This window comes from Streptomyces sp. NPDC020490 (assembly GCF_044335305.1).
In the GTDB taxonomy this organism is placed as follows: Bacteria; Actinomycetota; Actinomycetes; order Streptomycetales; family Streptomycetaceae; genus Streptomyces.
Genome location: NZ_JBIRUY010000003.1, coordinates 232,383 through 249,426, shown reverse-complemented (window position 1 = coordinate 249,426; position 17,044 = coordinate 232,383). Strand labels below are relative to the sequence as shown.

The window sequence follows — 17,044 nt, the reverse complement described above, 5'->3', positions numbered from 1 at the left end:
CATGAACAGGGGCCACACGTGGCTGAACGGCTCAGAGTCGACGGAACCGAGCTGGAGAGGTTCTTCAAGGATCTGAAGAAGGCGAAGAACTCCTTCGTCGCCCTGCAGAAGGTGCTGCACGACTCGGGCGTCAGCGGGCTCGGCACGGATGACCTCGACCAGGCCTGCGACGGATTCCAGAAAGACTGGCACTTCGGGGCCAAGGAGATCGCTGAGCAGATCGAGGAACTCACGGACATCACCAAGAAGGCCAGGGACGACTTCCGCGAGGTGGACGTCGCCTTGGAGAAGGCCTTGGAAAAGGCGAGACGGAAAGGCGGGGGGAAGTGACGGTGCCCGCCGCGGACGCCGACCGGCCACAGGGGTTGAAATCTGACCCGGGCGTGAAAAACCCGTACCCGCATCTCGGCTTCAATCCGTGCCCCGGCAGAACCGACTTGGTACGGGACATCCACCACAGGCTGACAGGCTGTGCGAAGGAGATGGAGAAAGCCCACTCCAAAGTCACCGCACTGATGGACGGAAGTTACTGGGAGGGGGATGCGGCGGTAGCCTTCCGTGATCAGCTCGAGGGTGGCCCCTTGCCGCTCAACCTGAAGAACGGCGCTCGCTCCGTCAGTAAGGCCGCCAAGCAACTACATCTCTGGATAATTGAGTTGGAGGAATTCCAGCGACGGGCGAAGAAGCTGGACGGTGAGGCCGAGCACGCGCGAGAGGCGCTGGAACGGGCTCGGGGTCGTGCGGACGGGACCGGGAATGATTCCGCGCCGGTCAAGGGCGAGAACCGGGCCGACGACGACGCCGACTCGGCGCTGACCAGAGCGAACGCCGCGGCGGCGACGGCACAGGAGGACTTGAACGACGTACTCCGTCGTGCACGCGCCCTCGCGACCGAACATGAGGAAACGGCCCGCAAGAGAGCACGGCACATCGGCGACGCCACGCACAAGCTTGCTCCGCACGAGCCGAACGCTTGGGAGAAGTTGACGAATTGGGCGGCGGACAACCTGCCGGACATCCTCAGCGCGTGTGCGGCCGTGCTCGGCGTGATCGCCCTGCTGGGCCTCACCGTTGTCGCGCCATGGGTGTTGTTCCTTGCGGCCGGCCTGCTGAGCGGAGCGGCCTTCAGCCTTCGCGTCACCGACCCGGAGGTCATGTCCTCCCTGAAAGACGGTTTCCTTCACGGCGAGTTGGATGCCGAGTTCTGGAGCAACACGCTCGGGGTCGCGGGGGACTTTCTGGGGATGCTGCCTGGGCTGGGAGCGGTACTCAAAGGCGGTTACCTGGGTTTCCGTGCCATCGGGGAGTCCGGCGAACTGCTCTCCCTCGCCGGAGAGGCCGACGAGGTGCTGACTCTCAATCAGAAGCTGACGAGACTCGGAACCAACGCGATGACATCGGGGAGGACGATGGGGAGTTCGATCAGGACCGAGGCCGCCGCGACCGAAGGCGCGGTGAACATTCTGGCCAAGCCCTGGGTGTTCGGCGGCCGGCTCGCACCGGCGGTCGAGGCGGTCGACAAACCGGCGACTTACCTGGGAGCCGGCACAGCCGCCTACGGCGTCGTCAGCAGCGCAGTGGACAGCCTCGACAGTGATACGGCCACGACTGCCACCAACCTTCTCGACGGGCCCAGAACTCTCGGCGTCGACATCCCGGCGACCCTGGGTGTCCTGCACTTCTTCGTCGTCGGAGCAGGCGAAGCGTCATGAGCAGCGACTCATACGTGATCGACGTCTCGGCCCGGAGTCAGGACGCCGACGTCTGGTTCGCATTGCCCCCCGGCTTCGTCCCACTCCCGCTGCGAGAACTGGCGGAGGCCGAAGACAGGTCTGGCGGGGCGGGTTCAGGGAGCACCCCGGGTCTCCTGCCGGCCGCGCTGCCCGACGCCATGGCCCGGCGACAGCCGCCGACGGATCTCGGTCCGGTCCTCCGGCTGGCTCAGCTGTTCCTGGAGGCCGGCACTGTGCTCTGCTGCCTTGGAGTGCACGCGGACGACGAGGGGGACGGCAGGATGCTGCTGTCCCTGTTCACCCTTGCGTCACGACCCAGCGACTGGGCCCCGCGCAGCGTCCTGGCCGCTCGCGCCGCTGCCGGCGCGCAGGATGCCGAGCACATCGAGACACTCGATCTGCCGTGTGGTCCGGGTTCGCTCGTACAGCGTCGCCTGTCTGTGCCACCGGAGAAGGGAAACGGCGCCCAGCGCGAGCTGCTTCAGGCCACGGCCTATGTTCCGTGCCCCGACGGTCGGCGGATCGCGATCCTCGCGCTGGCCACGACAGCAGTGAATCGTGCACGTCACTACCGCGCCCTTCTCGAGGACGTCGCCCGCACTGTCAGCTTCGACAACCCACTCCGAGACGTATTCGACGACGCATCCGGCAAGGACTGACATGTCCCCCACCCACCACGCCACGGCATGGGACGATCCGGCGACTCGGCGTGCCTGGGCGAGACTTCTCACCGGGGCCGCCCTCGGTCAGATCCTTTGGCCCGCCGCTTGGGCGGGCCTCCTGGCGTGGTACGTAGGCATGTCGATCACGTGGACTCTCTGGCTCTTCTTCGTCCCGATGGCCTACACGTTCTACCGGACGTTCCTCCAGTGGGCTTACTGGAGAGGGGCGTTTCGCGCGCGGCGTCTCCTGCGTCAGTACCCCTGGCAGGTCCACGAGGCCCCGGAAAGCGGTATCGGCAACATGCCGGGCGTACGCAGTGGTCACGCCTGGCTGAAGTTCCCCGACCCCGGAACGCCGGGTGAGCAGGTGACGATGGTCATGCATTCTCATGTGCGTTCCGTCTGGTGGGGTGGACGCCTTGGCAAGCGCGCCAAACCCGAGCGCAAGGCACAGGTACGGGAGGTCCTCTTCGCCGGCGACCCACGCTCCGCCGGTGTGATCGCCGTCCCGGGCCCGCGCCACCTCTATGTGATCCACCAGCGCCTGAGCCGCAACCCGGGCATGCCCACCGAAGCCTGCGGGGACGGTCCGGACCGCAGTGAGCGGCCCACGGACAGCAACTGGGGCCGCCACCAGGGAAGTGAGTGATGAGGAAAATCGTGTTGATGATGTCCGTCTCCCTCGACGGCTACACCGAGGGGCCCGGGCACGACATTTCCTGGCATTGCGTCGACGACGAGTTGCACCGGCACCTCAATGACACCGTCCGGCGGTTCGGGGGGCTGCTCAGCGGGCGGCGTACCTATGAGCTCATGGCCGATTACTGGCCCGCCGCCGACGCCGATCCGGACGCCCCCGCGGCGATCGTCGAGTTCGCCGGGATCTGGCGGGAGATGCCGAAGGTCGTGTACTCGCGGACGGTGGAGAAGGGCGAGTGGAACACCGTCGTCGTGCGGGACGTGGTGCCCGGTGAGGTCAGGGCGCTCAAGGAGCGGGCCGGTGGGGATCTCGGGCTGGGCGGGGCCGAGGTCGCCGCGGAGTTCATGCGGCTGGGGCTGGTGGACGAGTACCGGGTCTACGTCCATCCCGTGATCCTCGGGCAGGGCAGGCGTCTCTTCCCCGGAGGGCGGTGAGATCGGCGCCGCCCTCCGGCTCGTGGCGAGCCGCACCTTCGGCAACGGTGTCGTCCTCCTGCACTACGAACGCCACGCCCCCGACCCCCACGGCGGCAGCGCCGGCGGCGTCGGCTGATCGTTAACGTGTTGTCCTCGTGCCGCCGACCGGGTTAGGAAGGGTGCATGACTGGACTCGGCGCCGTTTTCCGGCCCCAACTGCCTCCCGAAAGACTCCGTGATGTCGCTCGTGTCGCGGACGCCAGCGGGCTCGATGAACTCTGGCTGTGGGAGGACTGCTTCATGGAGGGCGGCATCTCGGCGGCCGCCGCGGCCCTCGCCTGGACCGAGCGTGTGCGCATCGGGGTCGGTCTGCTGCCCGTACCGCTGCGGAACGTCGCCCTCACCGCGATGGAGGCCGCGACCCTGCACCGGATGTTCCCCGGACGCCCCGTCCTCGCCGTCGGACACGGAGTGCAGGACTGGATGGGACAGGTGGGCGCCAGAGCGGAGTCGCCCGTCACCCTGCTGCGGGAGTACCTCCTCGCCCTGCGTGCCCTGCTCCGCGGAGAACGGGTCACCCACAGCGGACGGTACGTCACCCTCGACGACGTAGCACTCGACTGGCCGCCCGCCGGTCCCGCGCCCGTCCTCGCCGGAGCCACCGGGCCGCGATCCCTGCGGCTCACCGGTGAGGCCGCGGACGGCACGCTGCTGACCGCGTCCACCTCGCCCGACGGGGTGCGGCACGCCCGCCGGCTCATCGAGGAGGGACGCGAGTCGGCGGGGCGGCAGGCGGATCCGCACGAGGTCGTCGTCTATCTGCTCGCTGTCACCGGGCCCGGTGCCGCCGAACGCCTGCACGCCGAACTCGTCGCCGAGGGGCTGCAGTCCGTGCCGGACCTCGGGGCCGCCGGAGACGCCGGCGCCGTCGCGGAGGCCGTTCAGCGGCTCGCCGAGGCCGGGGCCGACCGGGTGATCCTCCAGCCGACGGGCGACGAACCCGACCCCGAGGGCTTCGTCCGGTTCGTGGCCGAGGAGGTCCGGCCGCTCGTGCCGTAGCACGACGCCGACGCGATGGGCGGGACGGCGCGACGCGGCGGGCGGGACGGCGCGACGCGGCGGGCGGGACGGCGCGACGCGATGGGCGGGACGGCGCGACGCGGCGGGCGGGACGGCGCCGAGAAACCGGCGGCGCCCGCCCGCCTGATCCTGCGACGATCGCCTCATGGCCGCCGACGACAGATCCAGCACCTCCGCCGCTTCCCGTGCCTTCGACGACCTCGTGGCCGAGGGTGCCTCCGTCCCCACGGAGGGCTGGGACTTCTCCTGGTTCGAGGGGCGGGCCACGGAGGAGCGGCCCTCCTGGGGGTACGCCGTGTCGCTGGCCGGGCGGCTCGCGCGGGCCACGGCCGCGCTGGACGTGCAGACCGGGGGAGGGGAGGTGCTGGACTTCGCCCTCGGCCGGGCCGGGAGAACGCCGGTGCTCACGGCCGCCACCGAAGGGTGGCCGCCGAACGTGGCGAAGGCCGCCGCCCGGCTCCGGCCGCGCGGCACCGTGGTCGTCGCCGCAGCCGAGGACGCGCCGCTGCCCTTCGCGGACGGCGCCTTCGACCTCGTCAGCAGCCGTCACCCGGTGACGCCGCACTGGGCGGAGATCGCCCGGGTCCTGGAGCCCGGCGGCAGTTACTTCGCCCAGCACGTGGGACCCGGCAGCGCCGTCGAACTCGTCGAGTACTTCCTCGGGCCGCAGCCGGACGCGTCCCGCAACGCCCGCCACCCCGACCGCGAGCGCGCCGGGGCCGAGGCAGCCGGACTGGAGGTCGTCGACCTGAGGGCCGAGCGGCTGCGCATGGAGTTCCACGACATCGCCGCCGTCGTCCACTTCCTGCGCAAGGTGATCTGGATGGTCCCCGGTTTCACCGTCGAGGCGTACGCACCGCGGCTCCGCACCCTGCACCAGCGAATCGAGTCCGACGGCCCCTTCGTCGCCCACAGCACCCGGCACCTCATCGAGGCCCGGAAGCCACTGAGCCCGGGATGAGACTGCGGGACGACGGACCGCCGGGAGAATCGGTGCATTGCGGGCATATCGCGCCCGCAGTTTTGCAGGCTACGCGCGTTGATCGCATTGTTATCGACGGCGACTCGCCTCCGTCCCCGTTCATCGCGTAAGTTCAGACCAAGGTAATTCGCGCCAGCAAAGCTGCGCGGGCGGCACCGCGCAGTGGAGGGGGCTGCGCGGTGCCGCGTCACTCGGCCGGCGTCTCGGGGCGACGGGGCGCGAGCGGACGTTCACCCGCCGGAGGGACGCCGGGGCAAGTCGTCGTACGGCGCTCCGAGCGCGGCAAGGCCTGGGGTCCCGCCCGCGTTCCCCATCGATTCCGCCGCATCTGCCCTGGTGAGGGGCCTGGATGAGGGTGGCGCGCCACCCCGCCGTGATCCACCGCGTGGGCATCGGGGCGTCGCCGCGCGAATTCGGAGAGTAATTGTGGGCCGCCGATGCACGCAGGAGCACTTACGAAGGGTTATGGTGGAAGCCCCCCCCTCGGGCCGGTCCGTCTCCCCCCCACGGACCGGCCCGTTTTTTGTGCCCCGACCGACGACGGCGAGCGCCCGTTCGTCACGGACTCCGGCGCCCGTTCGTCCCGGACTCAGGCGCGCGGCGGCACAGCCCCCGGCGCGCGGCGGCACGCGCCCCCTGCCGGTCGGGAGCCGCAGCCCCTCCCGGTCGGGAGCCGCAGGTGGGGTGGGCGGCCCCCCGACCCCACTGGCTCGCCGAAAGGCCCCCGCAGCCCCCTGCAGCCCCCCGTACGCGCCAACAGGCCGTGTCCCACGGGCCCTCCGGCCCCGCACCCGTTGGCGGAGACTCGGCGCGGCGGGGGTAGGCTTCGCCTCCGGGGACCGCCCTGCGGAGCCCCCGGACCGCCAGCGGACAGGGCCCGCCCTCGGCCGAACGCCGAGCCCGGGCCGTGCCTGTCCGATCAGTACGGAGGGGCTGACAATCACGTGAACCTGCGCGACAAGCTGCGCGGCCTGCTGGTCAGGGTCTACGCACGCCGGGTGGAAGGCCACCTGGACCACGCCCAGGTGCCCAAGCACATCGGCGTCATCATGGACGGCAACCGGCGCTGGGCGAAGGCCGCGGGTTCCACCACCGCTCAGGGTCACCAGGCCGGCGCCGACAAGATCGAGGAGTTCCTCGGCTGGTGCGCCGAGACGGACGTCGAGGTCGTCACCCTCTGGCTGTTCTCCACCGACAACTTCGGCCGGCCGCAGGAGGAACTCGTCCCCCTCCTCGGCATCATCGAGGACACCGTCCGTTCCCTCGCCGCCGACGGCCGCTGGCGCGTGCACCACGTCGGCGCGCTGGACCTGCTGCCGTCGGGGATGCAGCGCACCCTGAAGGAGGCCGAGGAGGCCACCGCGAACGTCGACGGGATACTGGTCAACGTCGCCATCGGCTACGGGGGCCGCCAGGAGATCGCCGACGCCGTGCGCTCGATGCTCCTCAACGCGGCGGAGCGGGGCACCTCGATGGAGGAACTCGCCGAGGCCGTCGACATCGACATGATCGGCCGCCACCTCTACACCCGCGCCCAGCCCGACCCGGACCTCGTGATCCGCACCAGCGGCGAGCAGCGGCTGTCCGGATTCATGCTGTGGCAGACCGCCCATTCGGAGTACTACTTCTGCGAAGTCTTCTGGCCGGCCTTCCGCAAGGTCGACTTCCTGCGCGCCCTGCGCGACTACGCGATGCGCCACCGCCGTTACGGCGGCTGACCCACGGGCTCCCCACGGGCCCACCACGGGCCCACCACGGGCCCACCACGGGTTTCCCTTGGGTTTCCCACGCGCTCCCCACGCGCTCCCGGCAGGCTCCCCACGCGCTCCCCGGGGGAGCCCCGTAGCGCCGTTCCTGGGGCGGAAGTAACGAGGAGTTCACCAGGGCGCTGTGGCGCGCCGTGGCATGGCGGCGTGAAATCGAGGGCATAAGGCAAGCAGGTCGACGCCCGAACCACGGGTGTCGGATCTCAGCGGACGGCACGGGGCCGTCCGCCCGGGAGGCCCTTTGCACCAGCCCGATCGTGCGGTCACAGCACTGACGCAGCGGCGGAGGGCCGGTTCTCGGCCCGTTGTGCAACGCGGCCGTCGACCGGTCCAGCTCCTTCTCGTCGCTCCCCGACCTCATCCGAGGGGGTACGTCCTTCCGTGGTGACCAGCACAAAGCGCCACAAGCCCGACCGGCGCACCTATGTTCTCGACACCAGCGTCCTGCTGGCCGACCCGAACGCCCTGACCCGCTTCGACGAGCACGAGGTCGTGCTCCCCATCGTGGTGGTCACGGAGCTGGAGGCGAAGCGGCACCATCCCGAACTCGGCTACTTCGCCCGGCAGGCCCTGCGCCTGCTCGACGACTACCGGGTCAGGTACGGCCGCCTCGACGCCCCCATACCGATCGGGGAACTCGGCGGGACCGTGCGTGTCGAGCTCAACCACTCGGACCCCAGCGTGCTGCCCAGCGGCTACCGCCTGGGGGACAACGACTCCCGCATCCTCGCGGTCGCCCGCAACCTGCAGGCCGAGGGGTTCGACGTCACCGTCGTGTCGAAGGACCTGCCCCTGAGGATCAAGGCGTCGTCGGTGGGGCTCCTCGCGGAGGAGTACCGGGCCGAGCTCGCCATCACCGACTCCTCCGGCTGGACCGGGATGTCCGAACTGACGCTGCCCGGCGACCAGGTGGACATCCTCTTCGAGGAGGGGCACGTCTACGTCCCCGAGGCCGCCGACCTCCCGGTGCACACGGGCCTGACGATCCAGTCGGAGCGCGGCAAGGCCCTCGGCCGCGTCGCACCCGACGGCAACGTCCGCCTCGTGCGCGGCGACCGGGAGGCGTTCGGCATCAAGGGCCGCAGCGCCGAACAGCGCATCGCGCTGGACCTGCTGCTCGACCCGGACGTCGGGATCGTGTCGATGGGCGGCCGGGCCGGCACCGGCAAGTCGGCGCTCGCGCTGTGCGCCGGCCTGGAGGCCGTGCTGGAGCGGCGCCAGCACCAGAAGGTGATGGTCTTCCGTCCGCTGTACGCGGTGGGCGGCCAGGAGCTGGGCTACCTGCCCGGCACCGAGGCCGAGAAGATGAGCCCCTGGGCGCAGGCGGTCTTCGACACGCTGTCGGCGGTCACCAGCCGCGAGGTCATAGAAGAGGTCACCGCGCGCGGGATGCTGGAGGTCCTCCCGCTGACCCACATCCGCGGACGCTCCCTGCACGACGCGTTCGTGATCGTGGACGAGGCCCAGTCGCTGGAGCGGAACGTTCTGCTGACCGTGCTGTCCCGCATCGGCGCCAACTCGCGGGTCGTGCTGACCCACGACGTGGCGCAGCGCGACAACCTGCGGGTGGGCCGCTACGACGGTGTGGTCGCCGTCGTGGAGAAGCTGAAGGGGCATCCGCTGTTCGCGCACGTCACGCTGACCCGGTCCGAGAGGTCCCAGATCGCGGCCCTTGTGACCGAAATGCTGGAAGAAGGGCAGATCTGACAAGTCTGAAAGGTCTGAAAGGTCTGACAGATCTGATGATCGATGACCCATAAGGGGTAATTGCGCGTCAGTCGGCGCCGCCCGGCAAAGGTCGAGAGCCTAGCCGGGCGGCGCCTTCGTATGTGGCGGTTCCTTGAAATACCCAGGGTGAAAACGGATGTGAGCTTTCACACGCAACGCGGAATTGCCACCCGGCGTCCGCTTGCGGCAGAGTCTCACTCCTGTCAGGCCCCGCATACGACACACCTGTATCTGTACCCCCTGTGGGTGCCCCCAGCCCCTTCGGGCGCCGGGGGAGGTACGGCACAACCGAAGCACCACCGCCAACTCCATAGCGTCGTCGTATGCCGCCCGAGCACCACGCGGCGCTCCCCCCGCGGGAGTTGCCCACCGGGCCCGTGCCTCCCGTGACCCCGCAGTTGGGAGGCCAGCGTCAGGGGCACGATTGCGTCCGCCAGGGTCACCGAAGCGGGCGATGCTGGAAGGAAACCGTGTGAGCCGGATCTCGGTCCGGGGATTCGCAGTGGCCTCGGCCACCGCGGTCACCGCTGTCGGAAGCGTCGTCGGCGTTGCCTCGGGCAGCACCGCTCAGACCAACGACGCAGAGGCGGCAGCAGACGCGACGCTTCTCGCGGACATCCCGGCGGGCCAGCAGGCCCAGGTGCAGACCGCGTCCCTGACGCAGCAGGCCGACGCGCAGGCCATCGCCGCCGACGCCACCGCCAAGAAGGACGCCGAGGAGGCCGCCCGCAAGGCAGCCGCCGAGACCGCGATCGCGAAGAAGGAAGCCGCGCAGAAGGCGGCCAAGGAGGCCAAGGAGCGCGCCGAGGCGAAGGCCGCGGCCAGCCGCGACGCCACCCGCGACGCCTCCACCTTCGCCGTCCAGAGCTCCTACTCCGTCGCCGAGATCCAGGCGATGGCGCGGCAGATGGTGCCGAGCGGCCAGTTCCAGTGCTTCAGCAACATCGTGGACCACGAGTCCAGCTGGAACTACCACGCGGTCAACGCGTCCTCCGGCGCCTACGGCCTCTTCCAGGCCCTGCCGGCCTCCAAGTACTCGTCCGCCGGCGCCGACTGGCAGACCAACCCGGCCACCCAGATCAAGTGGGGCCTGAACTACATGAACAGCCGGTACGGCAGCCCGTGTGACGCGTGGTCGTTCTGGCAGGCCAACCACTGGTACTGAGCCGCCGAGGCCCGCGGCCTCGTCTCTCAACCTCGCGCAGCCCCTCCCCGTCCTAGGGGGAGGGGCTTTCGCCCTGTACGGTCGGACACGGCGGCTCCAGGGGCTCCAGGGGGGAGTGATGGGGACAGACGGGGGAAGAGGACGGATCATGTCGCGAGTGCCAGGGTGGCTCGGCCGGCTCGGTGCCGGACTGACCGAGGTGAGTGAGCGGCTCGACGAGCGTCGTGCCGAGGTGGCGCGGGAGGCGGCCGAGGAGGAACAGGCGCCCGCCGAGGACCAGATCCCGCTCCCCGACCGGGTGACCGTCGTCGCGGCCCGCCCCGATCCCGCGCAGGCCGTTCCCTGGGGGGTGCGCGTCGCCGCCGAGGCCGGCTGGCGGTTGCTGGTGCTGGCCGGCACGGTGTGGGTGCTGATGCGGGTCATCAGCGCCGTTCAGCTCGTGGTGCTGGCCTTCGTGGTCGCGGTGCTCATCACCGCGCTGCTGCAGCCCACGGTGGCCCGCCTGCGGCGGCACGGGGTGCCGCGCGGCCCGGCCACCGCGCTGACCGCGATCCTCGGCTTCGTCGTCATGGGTCTGATCGGGTGGTTCGTGACCTGGCAGGTCATGGAGAACATCGACAACCTCTCCAGCCAGATCCAGGACGGCATCGACGAGTTGCGCAAGTGGCTGCTCAACAGCCCCTTCCACGTCACCGACAAGCAGGTCAACCAGATAGCCAAGAACCTGCGGGACGCGGTCGGGGCCAACACCGACCAGATCACGTCCGCGGGGCTCGAGGGCGTGACGGTGGTCGTCGAGGCGCTGACGGGCATCCTGCTGGCGTTCTTCTCGACGCTGTTCCTGCTCTACGACGGCGAGAACATCTGGCGCTGGCTGCTCCGGCTGGTGCCGGCCGCGGCCCGGCCGGGCATCGCGGGCGCCGGACCGCGGGCGTGGCGCACGCTGACGGCCTATGTGCGCGGCACGGTGCTCGTGGCGCTGATAGACGCCATCTTCATCGGCCTGGGCATCTACTTCCTCGACGTGCCGATGGCCGTCCCGCTGGCCGTGTTCATCTTCCTGTTCTCCTTCATCCCGCTGGTGGGCGCCGTGGCCTCCGGGGCGCTGGCGGTGGTGGTCGCGCTGGTCACCCAGGGCGTGTTCACGGCGGTGATGACGCTCGCGGTCGTGCTGGCGGTGCAGCAGATCGAGGGGCACATCCTCCAGCCGTTCATCCTGGGCCGGGCGGTGCGCGTCCACCCGCTGGCGGTGGTGCTGTCGGTGGCCGCGGGCGGCATGGTGGCCGGCATCGGCGGCGCGGTGGTCGCCGTACCGCTGGTGGCGGTGACGAACACGGTGGTCGGGTACCTGCGGTCGTACGCGCGCGAACAGGCGGTGCTGCGCGCCCAGCCCTTCCCGGCCGCCACCGCGCCCCAGGAAGCGGCCGTGCCGGCCGGGAAGGCCCCGCTCGCGGCCGCGGACGGCGGCCGGGACGCCGAAGGCCCCGCCCACCAGGGGTGAGCGGGGCCCTCGTACGACGGCCGGTTGGCACAAGTCACGCGAGCTCGGACAGCACCGCTTCGGCGTCCAGGGTCGCGGCGACCGCCTGGACCACCGAGGCGATCTTGAACGCCTCCTGGACGACCTCACGGCCGATGCCCGCCTTGCGCAGCACCTGCTCGTGCGAGTCGAGGCACGCGCCGCAGCCGTTGACCGCGGACACCGCGAACGACCAGAGCTCGAAGTCGACCTTGTCCACGCCGGGGTTGGCGATGACGTTCATCCGCAGGCCCGCGCGCAGGTTCTCGTACTCGTGGTCCGAGAGCAGGTGACGGGTGCGGTAGAAGACGTTGTTCATCGCCATGACGGCCGCGGCGGACTTGGCGGCGGTGTACGCCTCCGGCGACAGGTTGGCCTTCGCCTCCGGCGCCAGTTCGCGCAGCACGATCGGGGAGCGCGAGGCGATCGCGGTCGCCAGCACGGTGCCCCACAGCTGCTGCGCCGGCAGGTCGGAGCTGCCGATGACCGAGCCCAGGTTGAGCTTGAGGTCCTTGGCGTAGTCCGGTACGGCCGACTTCAGGGAGTCGAGCGACATCTCAGGTCACTCCCCGGCCAGCAGCTTGACCGGGTCGAGCGTCTCGTCGCCCTTGGACCAGTTGCACGGGCACAGCTCGTCGGTCTGCAGGGCGTCCAGGACCCGCAGGACCTCCTTGGGGTTACGGCCGACGGAGCCGGCGGTCACCATGGAGAACTGGATCTCGTTGTTCTGGTCGACGATGAAGACGGCGCGCTTGGCGAAGCCCTCCTCGTCCTCGATGCCCAGCGCCCGCATGAGGTCGTGCTTGGAGTCCGCCATCATCGGGAACGGCAGGTCGCGCAGGTCGTCGTGGTCCTTGCGCCAGGCGTGGTGGACGAACTCCGAGTCGCCGGAGAAGCCGAGGACCTGGGCGTCGCGGTCGGCGAACTCGTCGTTCAGCTTGCCGAAGGCGGCGATCTCGGTCGGGCACACGAAGGTGAAGTCCTTGGGCCAGGCGAAGATCACCTTCCACTTGCCCTCGTAGGTCTTGTGGTCGATCTTCTCGAACTCCTTGCCCTTCTCCAGCGAGACGCAGGCGGTCAGTTCGAACTCGGGGAACTTGTCACCGACAGTGAGCACGCGCTCTCCTTGCAGCGAAGAAACGCTGCTTTTGGCAGCGTTTCCCATGGGTTGGACGCTGCTGATGTTGGCACACGGTGCATTGATTACGGAAATAGCTACACTGGGTCGTGTTGATCGGAGGTGGCTATCAGTGACGGTGAGCAACAAGAGGCGGCAGCCCACGCTGGCCCAGCTGCGCGCCTTCGCGGCGGTGGCCGAGCACCTGCACTTCCGGGACGCGGCCGCCGTCATCGGCATGAGCCAGCCCGCCCTCTCGGGCGCCGTGTCGGCGCTGGAGGACACCCTCGGGGTGACGCTGCTGGAGCGCACCACCCGAAAGGTGCTGCTCTCGCCCGCGGGCGAGCGGCTCGCGGGGCGGGCCAGGGCGGTGCTGGACGAGGTCGCGGCGCTCATGGAGGAGGCCGAGGCGGTCCGGGCCCCGTTCACCGGAGCCCTGCGGCTCGGCGTGATCCCGACCGTGGCGCCCTACCTGCTGCCCACCGTCCTGAACCTGGTGCACGAACGCTACCCGGACCTCGACCTCCAGGTCCACGAGGAGCAGACCGCCAGCCTGCTGGACGGCCTGACCGGCGGCCGCCTCGACCTGTTGCTGCTCGCGGTGCCCCTCGGCGTGCCCGGCATCGTCGAACTGCCGCTGTTCGACGAGGACTTCGTGCTCGTCACGCCTTCCGACCACTGGCTCGGCGGCCGTGACGGCATCCCGCGCGAGGCCCTGAAGGAACTCAACCTGCTGCTCCTGGACGAGGGGCACTGCCTGCGCGACCAGGCCCTCGACATCTGCCGCGAGGCCGGCCGCGGGATCAAGGGGGCGGGGCGAAGCCCCTCGGTTGAGGGTGGTGGTGGGCGACGGGAGGGCGCGCCGGTCACCACCACGGCGGCCGGGCTGTCCACCCTCGTGCAGCTCGTGGCCGGCGGTCTCGGCTGCACCCTGCTGCCGCGCACCGCGCTGAAGGTGGAGACCACCCGCAGCAGCCGGCTCCTCACCGCCTGCTTCGCCGACCCCGCCCCCACCCGCCGCGTCGCCCTCGCCATGCGCACCGGGGCCGCCCGCGGCGGTGAGTACACCGAACTGGCGGCAGCCCTGCGCGAGGCGCTGCGCCCGCTTCCCGTACGGGTCCTCGGCTCAACCGGGTGAGCCCCGCGCCCGCGGGGGCGAAGGGCTCACCGGACGGCCGAGGCCGGACGGGAAACCGTCCGGCCTCCCGGACGGGAAGCCGCACGGGATCCCGGACGGGAAGCCGGACGGCTGCCGTCCCCGCGCCGGGGCTACTCGGTGCGCAGGCCGTCCGGGCGCATCAGCCTGAGCAGCGGGGGCAGGCTGAGCAGGGTCACCAGCAGGACGACCCCCGCCCCGACGCCGGTCATCGACAGCACCGACGCCCAGTCCACGCGCACCGTCGTGCCGGTCATCCGCAGCAGCACCGTGCCCAGCGTCAGCCCGACCGCGGCCGCCAGCAGCAGCCCCAGGCCGATCGGGACCGCCGTCTGCCACAGCACGGACAGGCCGAGGGTGCGGCGCCGGGTGCCGAAGGCGACGAGGGACGACAGCAGTTTCCGGCGTTCCCGCAACTGTTCGAGCTGTGACACCAGCAGGCTCGCTCCGATCAGTGCCAGCACGCAGGCGGCGCCCACGTTCAGGCCGGTGCGGATGGAGGCGAACCGGTGCGACTGCCGGGCGGCGGTCCACACCATCGGCTCCGTCAGCGGATCGATGGCCGCCGCCGTGTTCCGCACCCGGTCGCGCGCGTCGGGCACGGACTCGTCGATGTCGAGGTAGACCTGCCTGTTCAGGGCCGGTGCGGCCCGGGAGGTCACCGCCTTCGGCGTGGACAGGAAGCCGTCCCGCTTGTATCCGGTCATGTCCTTGCGCGCCGCGGCCGGTTTCAGGGTCGCCGGGAGGCTCCAGGGGATCTCCGCGTTCTTCCCGGTGTCCTGGTAGCCCGGGTCGAGGTACACGGTCCCGGAGTCCTTGGCCAGCGCGGCCGTCTGGGTGTCCCCGTCGTCGGCGCCGTGCATGGCGAAGACGTCCCCGTCGCGGCAGGACGGCAGGTCGGCCAGCTCGCGCAGCGACGCGCAGTCGCCCACCGTCAGTCTTGCGGTGACGCGTGGATCGCTGCGCCGGTCGCCGACATAGCCCTCGGAGTACACGTACGCCTTGCGCACCCCCCGGGTCCCCCGCAGTTGCGCGGCCGCCCGGTCGAGCGGCACCTCCCTCGGCACCGACACCTGCATCTGCGCCCGCTTCATGTCGAACCCGGTGTCCTTGGTGTAGTCGCCCTCGATGCCGGCGAACAGCATCTGCAGCGCGATCGCCCCGGCCACCGCCACCGCGATGCCGTTGACCATGCGTGCGGCCGTGCCGCTGCTCAACTGGAGTCGGCGCACTGCCAGTTGCCAGGCCACCCCGCCCGCGCCGAGCCGGGCGACGACCGTCTCGACGATCCACGGCAGCAGCGCGGTGACGCCGACCAGGAGCAGCATGACGCCGCCGATCACCAGGTACTGGTTGAAGTCGCCGTTGTCCCGGCCCTTCCCGACCATCGGGTAGAGCATCGCCAGGCCGGCCAGCGGCAGCAGCAGCCGCCACCACAGCCGCCGGCGCGCGGGCTTCGCCGTACGGACCACGCCCAGCGGCTCGATGACCACCCCGCGCAGCGCGAGCAGCGTGACCAGCACGGCGGCCGCCGGGACCGCTACGGCGACCAGCAGAACCAGCGCGGGGGAGGGGTTGAGACAGCTCGGGAACACGCTGATGCGGAACACCTCCACGGAACCCGCGAGCTGACGTCCGATCAGGAAGAGACCGCCCCCGAGGACCAGCCCCAGCACCGCGCCGCCGAGCGCCTCCCCGGCCGCGATCCGCCGGGTCATCCGGCTGTCGGAGCCGACCAGTCGCAGCGCCGCGAGCCGCCGGTCGCGTCGCTCGCCGCCGAACCGCACGGCCGCCGCGATGAACACCGCGACCGGCATCAGCAGCACCACGAACACGACGAGGATCAACAGGAGCAGCACCGGGTCGGACCGCTCGGGGCTCGGGTGCGGGTCCCCGAACCGGTCGATCCGGGTGATCAGGCCGTTGTTGATCCTCGACTCGAGCCCCTGGCCACCGCGGTAGAAGGCGAGTTCGGCCGGGCCGATCAGACCGCTCTCGCCGATGGTCCCGACGATCCTCTCGTGCAGCCGCTCGCGCAGCAGCTTGCCCTCGTCGGACTCCAGCAGCCGCTTCAGCGCCGGGGAGACGAACATCTCGCCCGCCGCCGGGAACCTCGCGAGCCCCGGCGGCAGCGGCGCCCGCGCCCCCTCGGGTTCGAGCTCCCGGCCCCGGATGTCCTTGTCGCGGAAGGTCGTTTCGAGGTTCGCCACGATCAGGGTGTCGTCCGCCTTCGGCAGCTGATCCTGGTTGTAGGTGATGTCCGTGCGCGCGGTCTCCCGGTCGTGCCGTGCGGCCAGCACGTTCGGCAGCGCGGTCGTCAGCAGCAGCAGCGCGACCCCCAACCCGACGCCGACGGCCGTCAGCAGGGCGCGCGTCCAGCCCTCACGTCCGCCGGCGAAGGCGAAGCGGACCCCCAGGGCCAGATCCCCGGCCCACCGCCGCACGCTCATGCGATGCGCTCCATGTCCCGGGACCTGCCGTCCCGTACGACGATCTCGCGGTCGGACCAGGCGGCCACCCGCGCCTCGTGCGTGACGAGCACGACCGCGGCGTTCGCCGAGCGGGCGGCGTCGGTGAGCAGCTCCATCACGCGCTCGCCGTTGAGCGAGTCGAGCGCGCCGGTCGGCTCGTCGGCGAACACCACCCGGGGGCCGGTGACCAGCGCCCGGGCGACCGCGACGCGCTGCCCCTGGCCGCCGGAGACCTCGCCGGGGCGCTTCCTGCCGAGGTCGTCGACCTCCAGCCGCCGCATCCAGGACAGCGCGGTCTGCTCGGCCTCCTTGCGGGGGGTGCCGTTCAGGCGCAGCGGCAGGGCGACGTTCTCGACGCAGGTCAGCTCCGGCACGAGCTGCCCGAACTGGAACACGAACCCGAACTCCGAGCGCCGCAGCCGGCTGCGCTCGGCGTCGTTCATCGTCGCCATCTCGCGCCCGTCGTACAGGATCGATCCCGAGTCGGGGGTCACGATCCCGGCGAGGCAGTGCAGCAGCGTCGACTTCCCCACTCCGGGTTTGTGTGAC

The 17,044-nt window shown here is 70.7% G+C and carries 15 protein-coding genes and 1 pseudogene; 12 read left to right on the top strand and 4 right to left on the bottom strand.

All coding sequences use genetic code 11. The features are described 5' to 3' along the window. Positions 1-18: 18 nt before the first annotated feature. The 11 genes from ACH4ZX_RS05975 (at position 19) to ACH4ZX_RS05925 (ending at position 11,733) form a co-directional block, all read left to right on the top strand. Positions 19-330 (top strand): hypothetical protein, encoded by a 312-nt coding sequence (locus tag ACH4ZX_RS05975; protein WP_398268126.1) that lies wholly within the window; start codon positions 19-21, stop codon positions 328-330. Beyond that, positions 327-1,712, top strand: a complete 1,386-nt coding sequence (locus ACH4ZX_RS05970; RefSeq protein WP_398268123.1) for a hypothetical protein — start codon at positions 327-329, stop codon at positions 1,710-1,712. Before ACH4ZX_RS05975 ends, ACH4ZX_RS05970 begins: the two co-directional genes overlap by 4 nt. Next, entirely contained in the window at positions 1,709-2,392 is a 684-nt protein-coding gene (locus tag ACH4ZX_RS05965) for a hypothetical protein (RefSeq protein ID WP_398268120.1), read from the top strand. The genes ACH4ZX_RS05970 and ACH4ZX_RS05965 overlap by 4 nt, the downstream gene beginning before the upstream one ends. Positions 2,393-2,531: 139 nt before the next feature. Further along, positions 2,532-3,044 (top strand): hypothetical protein, encoded by a 513-nt coding sequence (locus ACH4ZX_RS05960; protein WP_398268117.1) that lies wholly within the window; start codon positions 2,532-2,534, stop codon positions 3,042-3,044. Further along, complete coding sequence (locus tag ACH4ZX_RS05955; protein ID WP_398268114.1) at positions 3,044-3,529, top strand: dihydrofolate reductase family protein; 486 nt, start codon at positions 3,044-3,046, stop codon at positions 3,527-3,529. The genes ACH4ZX_RS05960 and ACH4ZX_RS05955 overlap by 1 nt, the downstream gene beginning before the upstream one ends. A gap of 165 nt (positions 3,530-3,694) precedes the next feature. Continuing rightward, positions 3,695-4,570: an LLM class flavin-dependent oxidoreductase gene (locus tag ACH4ZX_RS05950; protein ID WP_398268111.1), complete on the top strand. Its 876-nt coding sequence runs from the start codon at positions 3,695-3,697 to the stop codon at positions 4,568-4,570. Positions 4,571-4,736: 166 nt separating this feature from the next. Next, positions 4,737-5,552, top strand: coding sequence for a class I SAM-dependent methyltransferase (locus ACH4ZX_RS05945; protein WP_398268108.1), 816 nt, complete (start codon positions 4,737-4,739; stop codon positions 5,550-5,552). Positions 5,553-6,517: 965 nt separating this feature from the next. Then, entirely contained in the window at positions 6,518-7,291 is a 774-nt protein-coding gene (locus ACH4ZX_RS05940) for an isoprenyl transferase (protein ID WP_398268105.1), read from the top strand. A 429-nt stretch (positions 7,292-7,720) separates the two neighbouring features. Then, positions 7,721-9,046 carry a PhoH family protein gene (locus ACH4ZX_RS05935; protein ID WP_360742087.1) on the top strand — a complete coding sequence of 442 codons (1,326 nt, stop codon included), beginning with the start codon at positions 7,721-7,723 and terminating at the stop codon, positions 9,044-9,046. 475 nt (positions 9,047-9,521) lie between these two features. Then, a complete protein-coding gene (locus tag ACH4ZX_RS05930) occupies positions 9,522-10,232 on the top strand; it encodes a transglycosylase SLT domain-containing protein (RefSeq protein ID WP_398268101.1) in 711 nt (236 codons plus the stop codon). A gap of 148 nt (positions 10,233-10,380) precedes the next feature. Further along, positions 10,381-11,733 (top strand): AI-2E family transporter, encoded by a 1,353-nt coding sequence (locus ACH4ZX_RS05925; protein ID WP_398268098.1) that lies wholly within the window; start codon positions 10,381-10,383, stop codon positions 11,731-11,733. A gap of 34 nt (positions 11,734-11,767) precedes the next feature. On the opposite strand, the gene ACH4ZX_RS05920 is transcribed toward ACH4ZX_RS05925, so the two are convergent. Together ACH4ZX_RS05920 and ACH4ZX_RS05915 are read right to left on the bottom strand one after the other, a co-directional pair. Next, the gene (locus ACH4ZX_RS05920; RefSeq protein WP_398268095.1) at positions 11,768-12,307 is read right to left on the bottom strand and encodes an alkyl hydroperoxide reductase; all 540 of its coding nucleotides are present in this window, start codon (positions 12,305-12,307) and stop codon (positions 11,768-11,770) included. 6 nt (positions 12,308-12,313) lie between these two features. Continuing rightward, a complete protein-coding gene (locus ACH4ZX_RS05915) occupies positions 12,314-12,868 on the bottom strand; it encodes a peroxiredoxin (RefSeq protein ID WP_360742075.1) in 555 nt (184 codons plus the stop codon). 133 nt (positions 12,869-13,001) lie between these two features. Between ACH4ZX_RS05915 and ACH4ZX_RS05910 the strand changes: the two genes are divergently transcribed. Beyond that, positions 13,002-14,006, top strand: coding sequence for a LysR substrate-binding domain-containing protein (locus ACH4ZX_RS05910; protein WP_398268092.1), 1,005 nt, complete (start codon positions 13,002-13,004; stop codon positions 14,004-14,006). A 131-nt stretch (positions 14,007-14,137) separates the two neighbouring features. Here ACH4ZX_RS05910 and ACH4ZX_RS05905 read toward each other — a convergent pair whose 3' ends face one another. Further along, complete coding sequence (locus ACH4ZX_RS05905; protein WP_398268089.1) at positions 14,138-16,474, bottom strand: ABC transporter permease; 2,337 nt, start codon at positions 16,472-16,474, stop codon at positions 14,138-14,140. Then, a pseudogene (locus tag ACH4ZX_RS05900) lies at positions 16,471-17,034 on the bottom strand (ABC transporter ATP-binding protein); the annotation flags it as partial. The gene ACH4ZX_RS05905 and the pseudogene ACH4ZX_RS05900, both read right to left, overlap by 4 nt. Between the last annotated feature and the right edge of the window lie 10 nt (positions 17,035-17,044).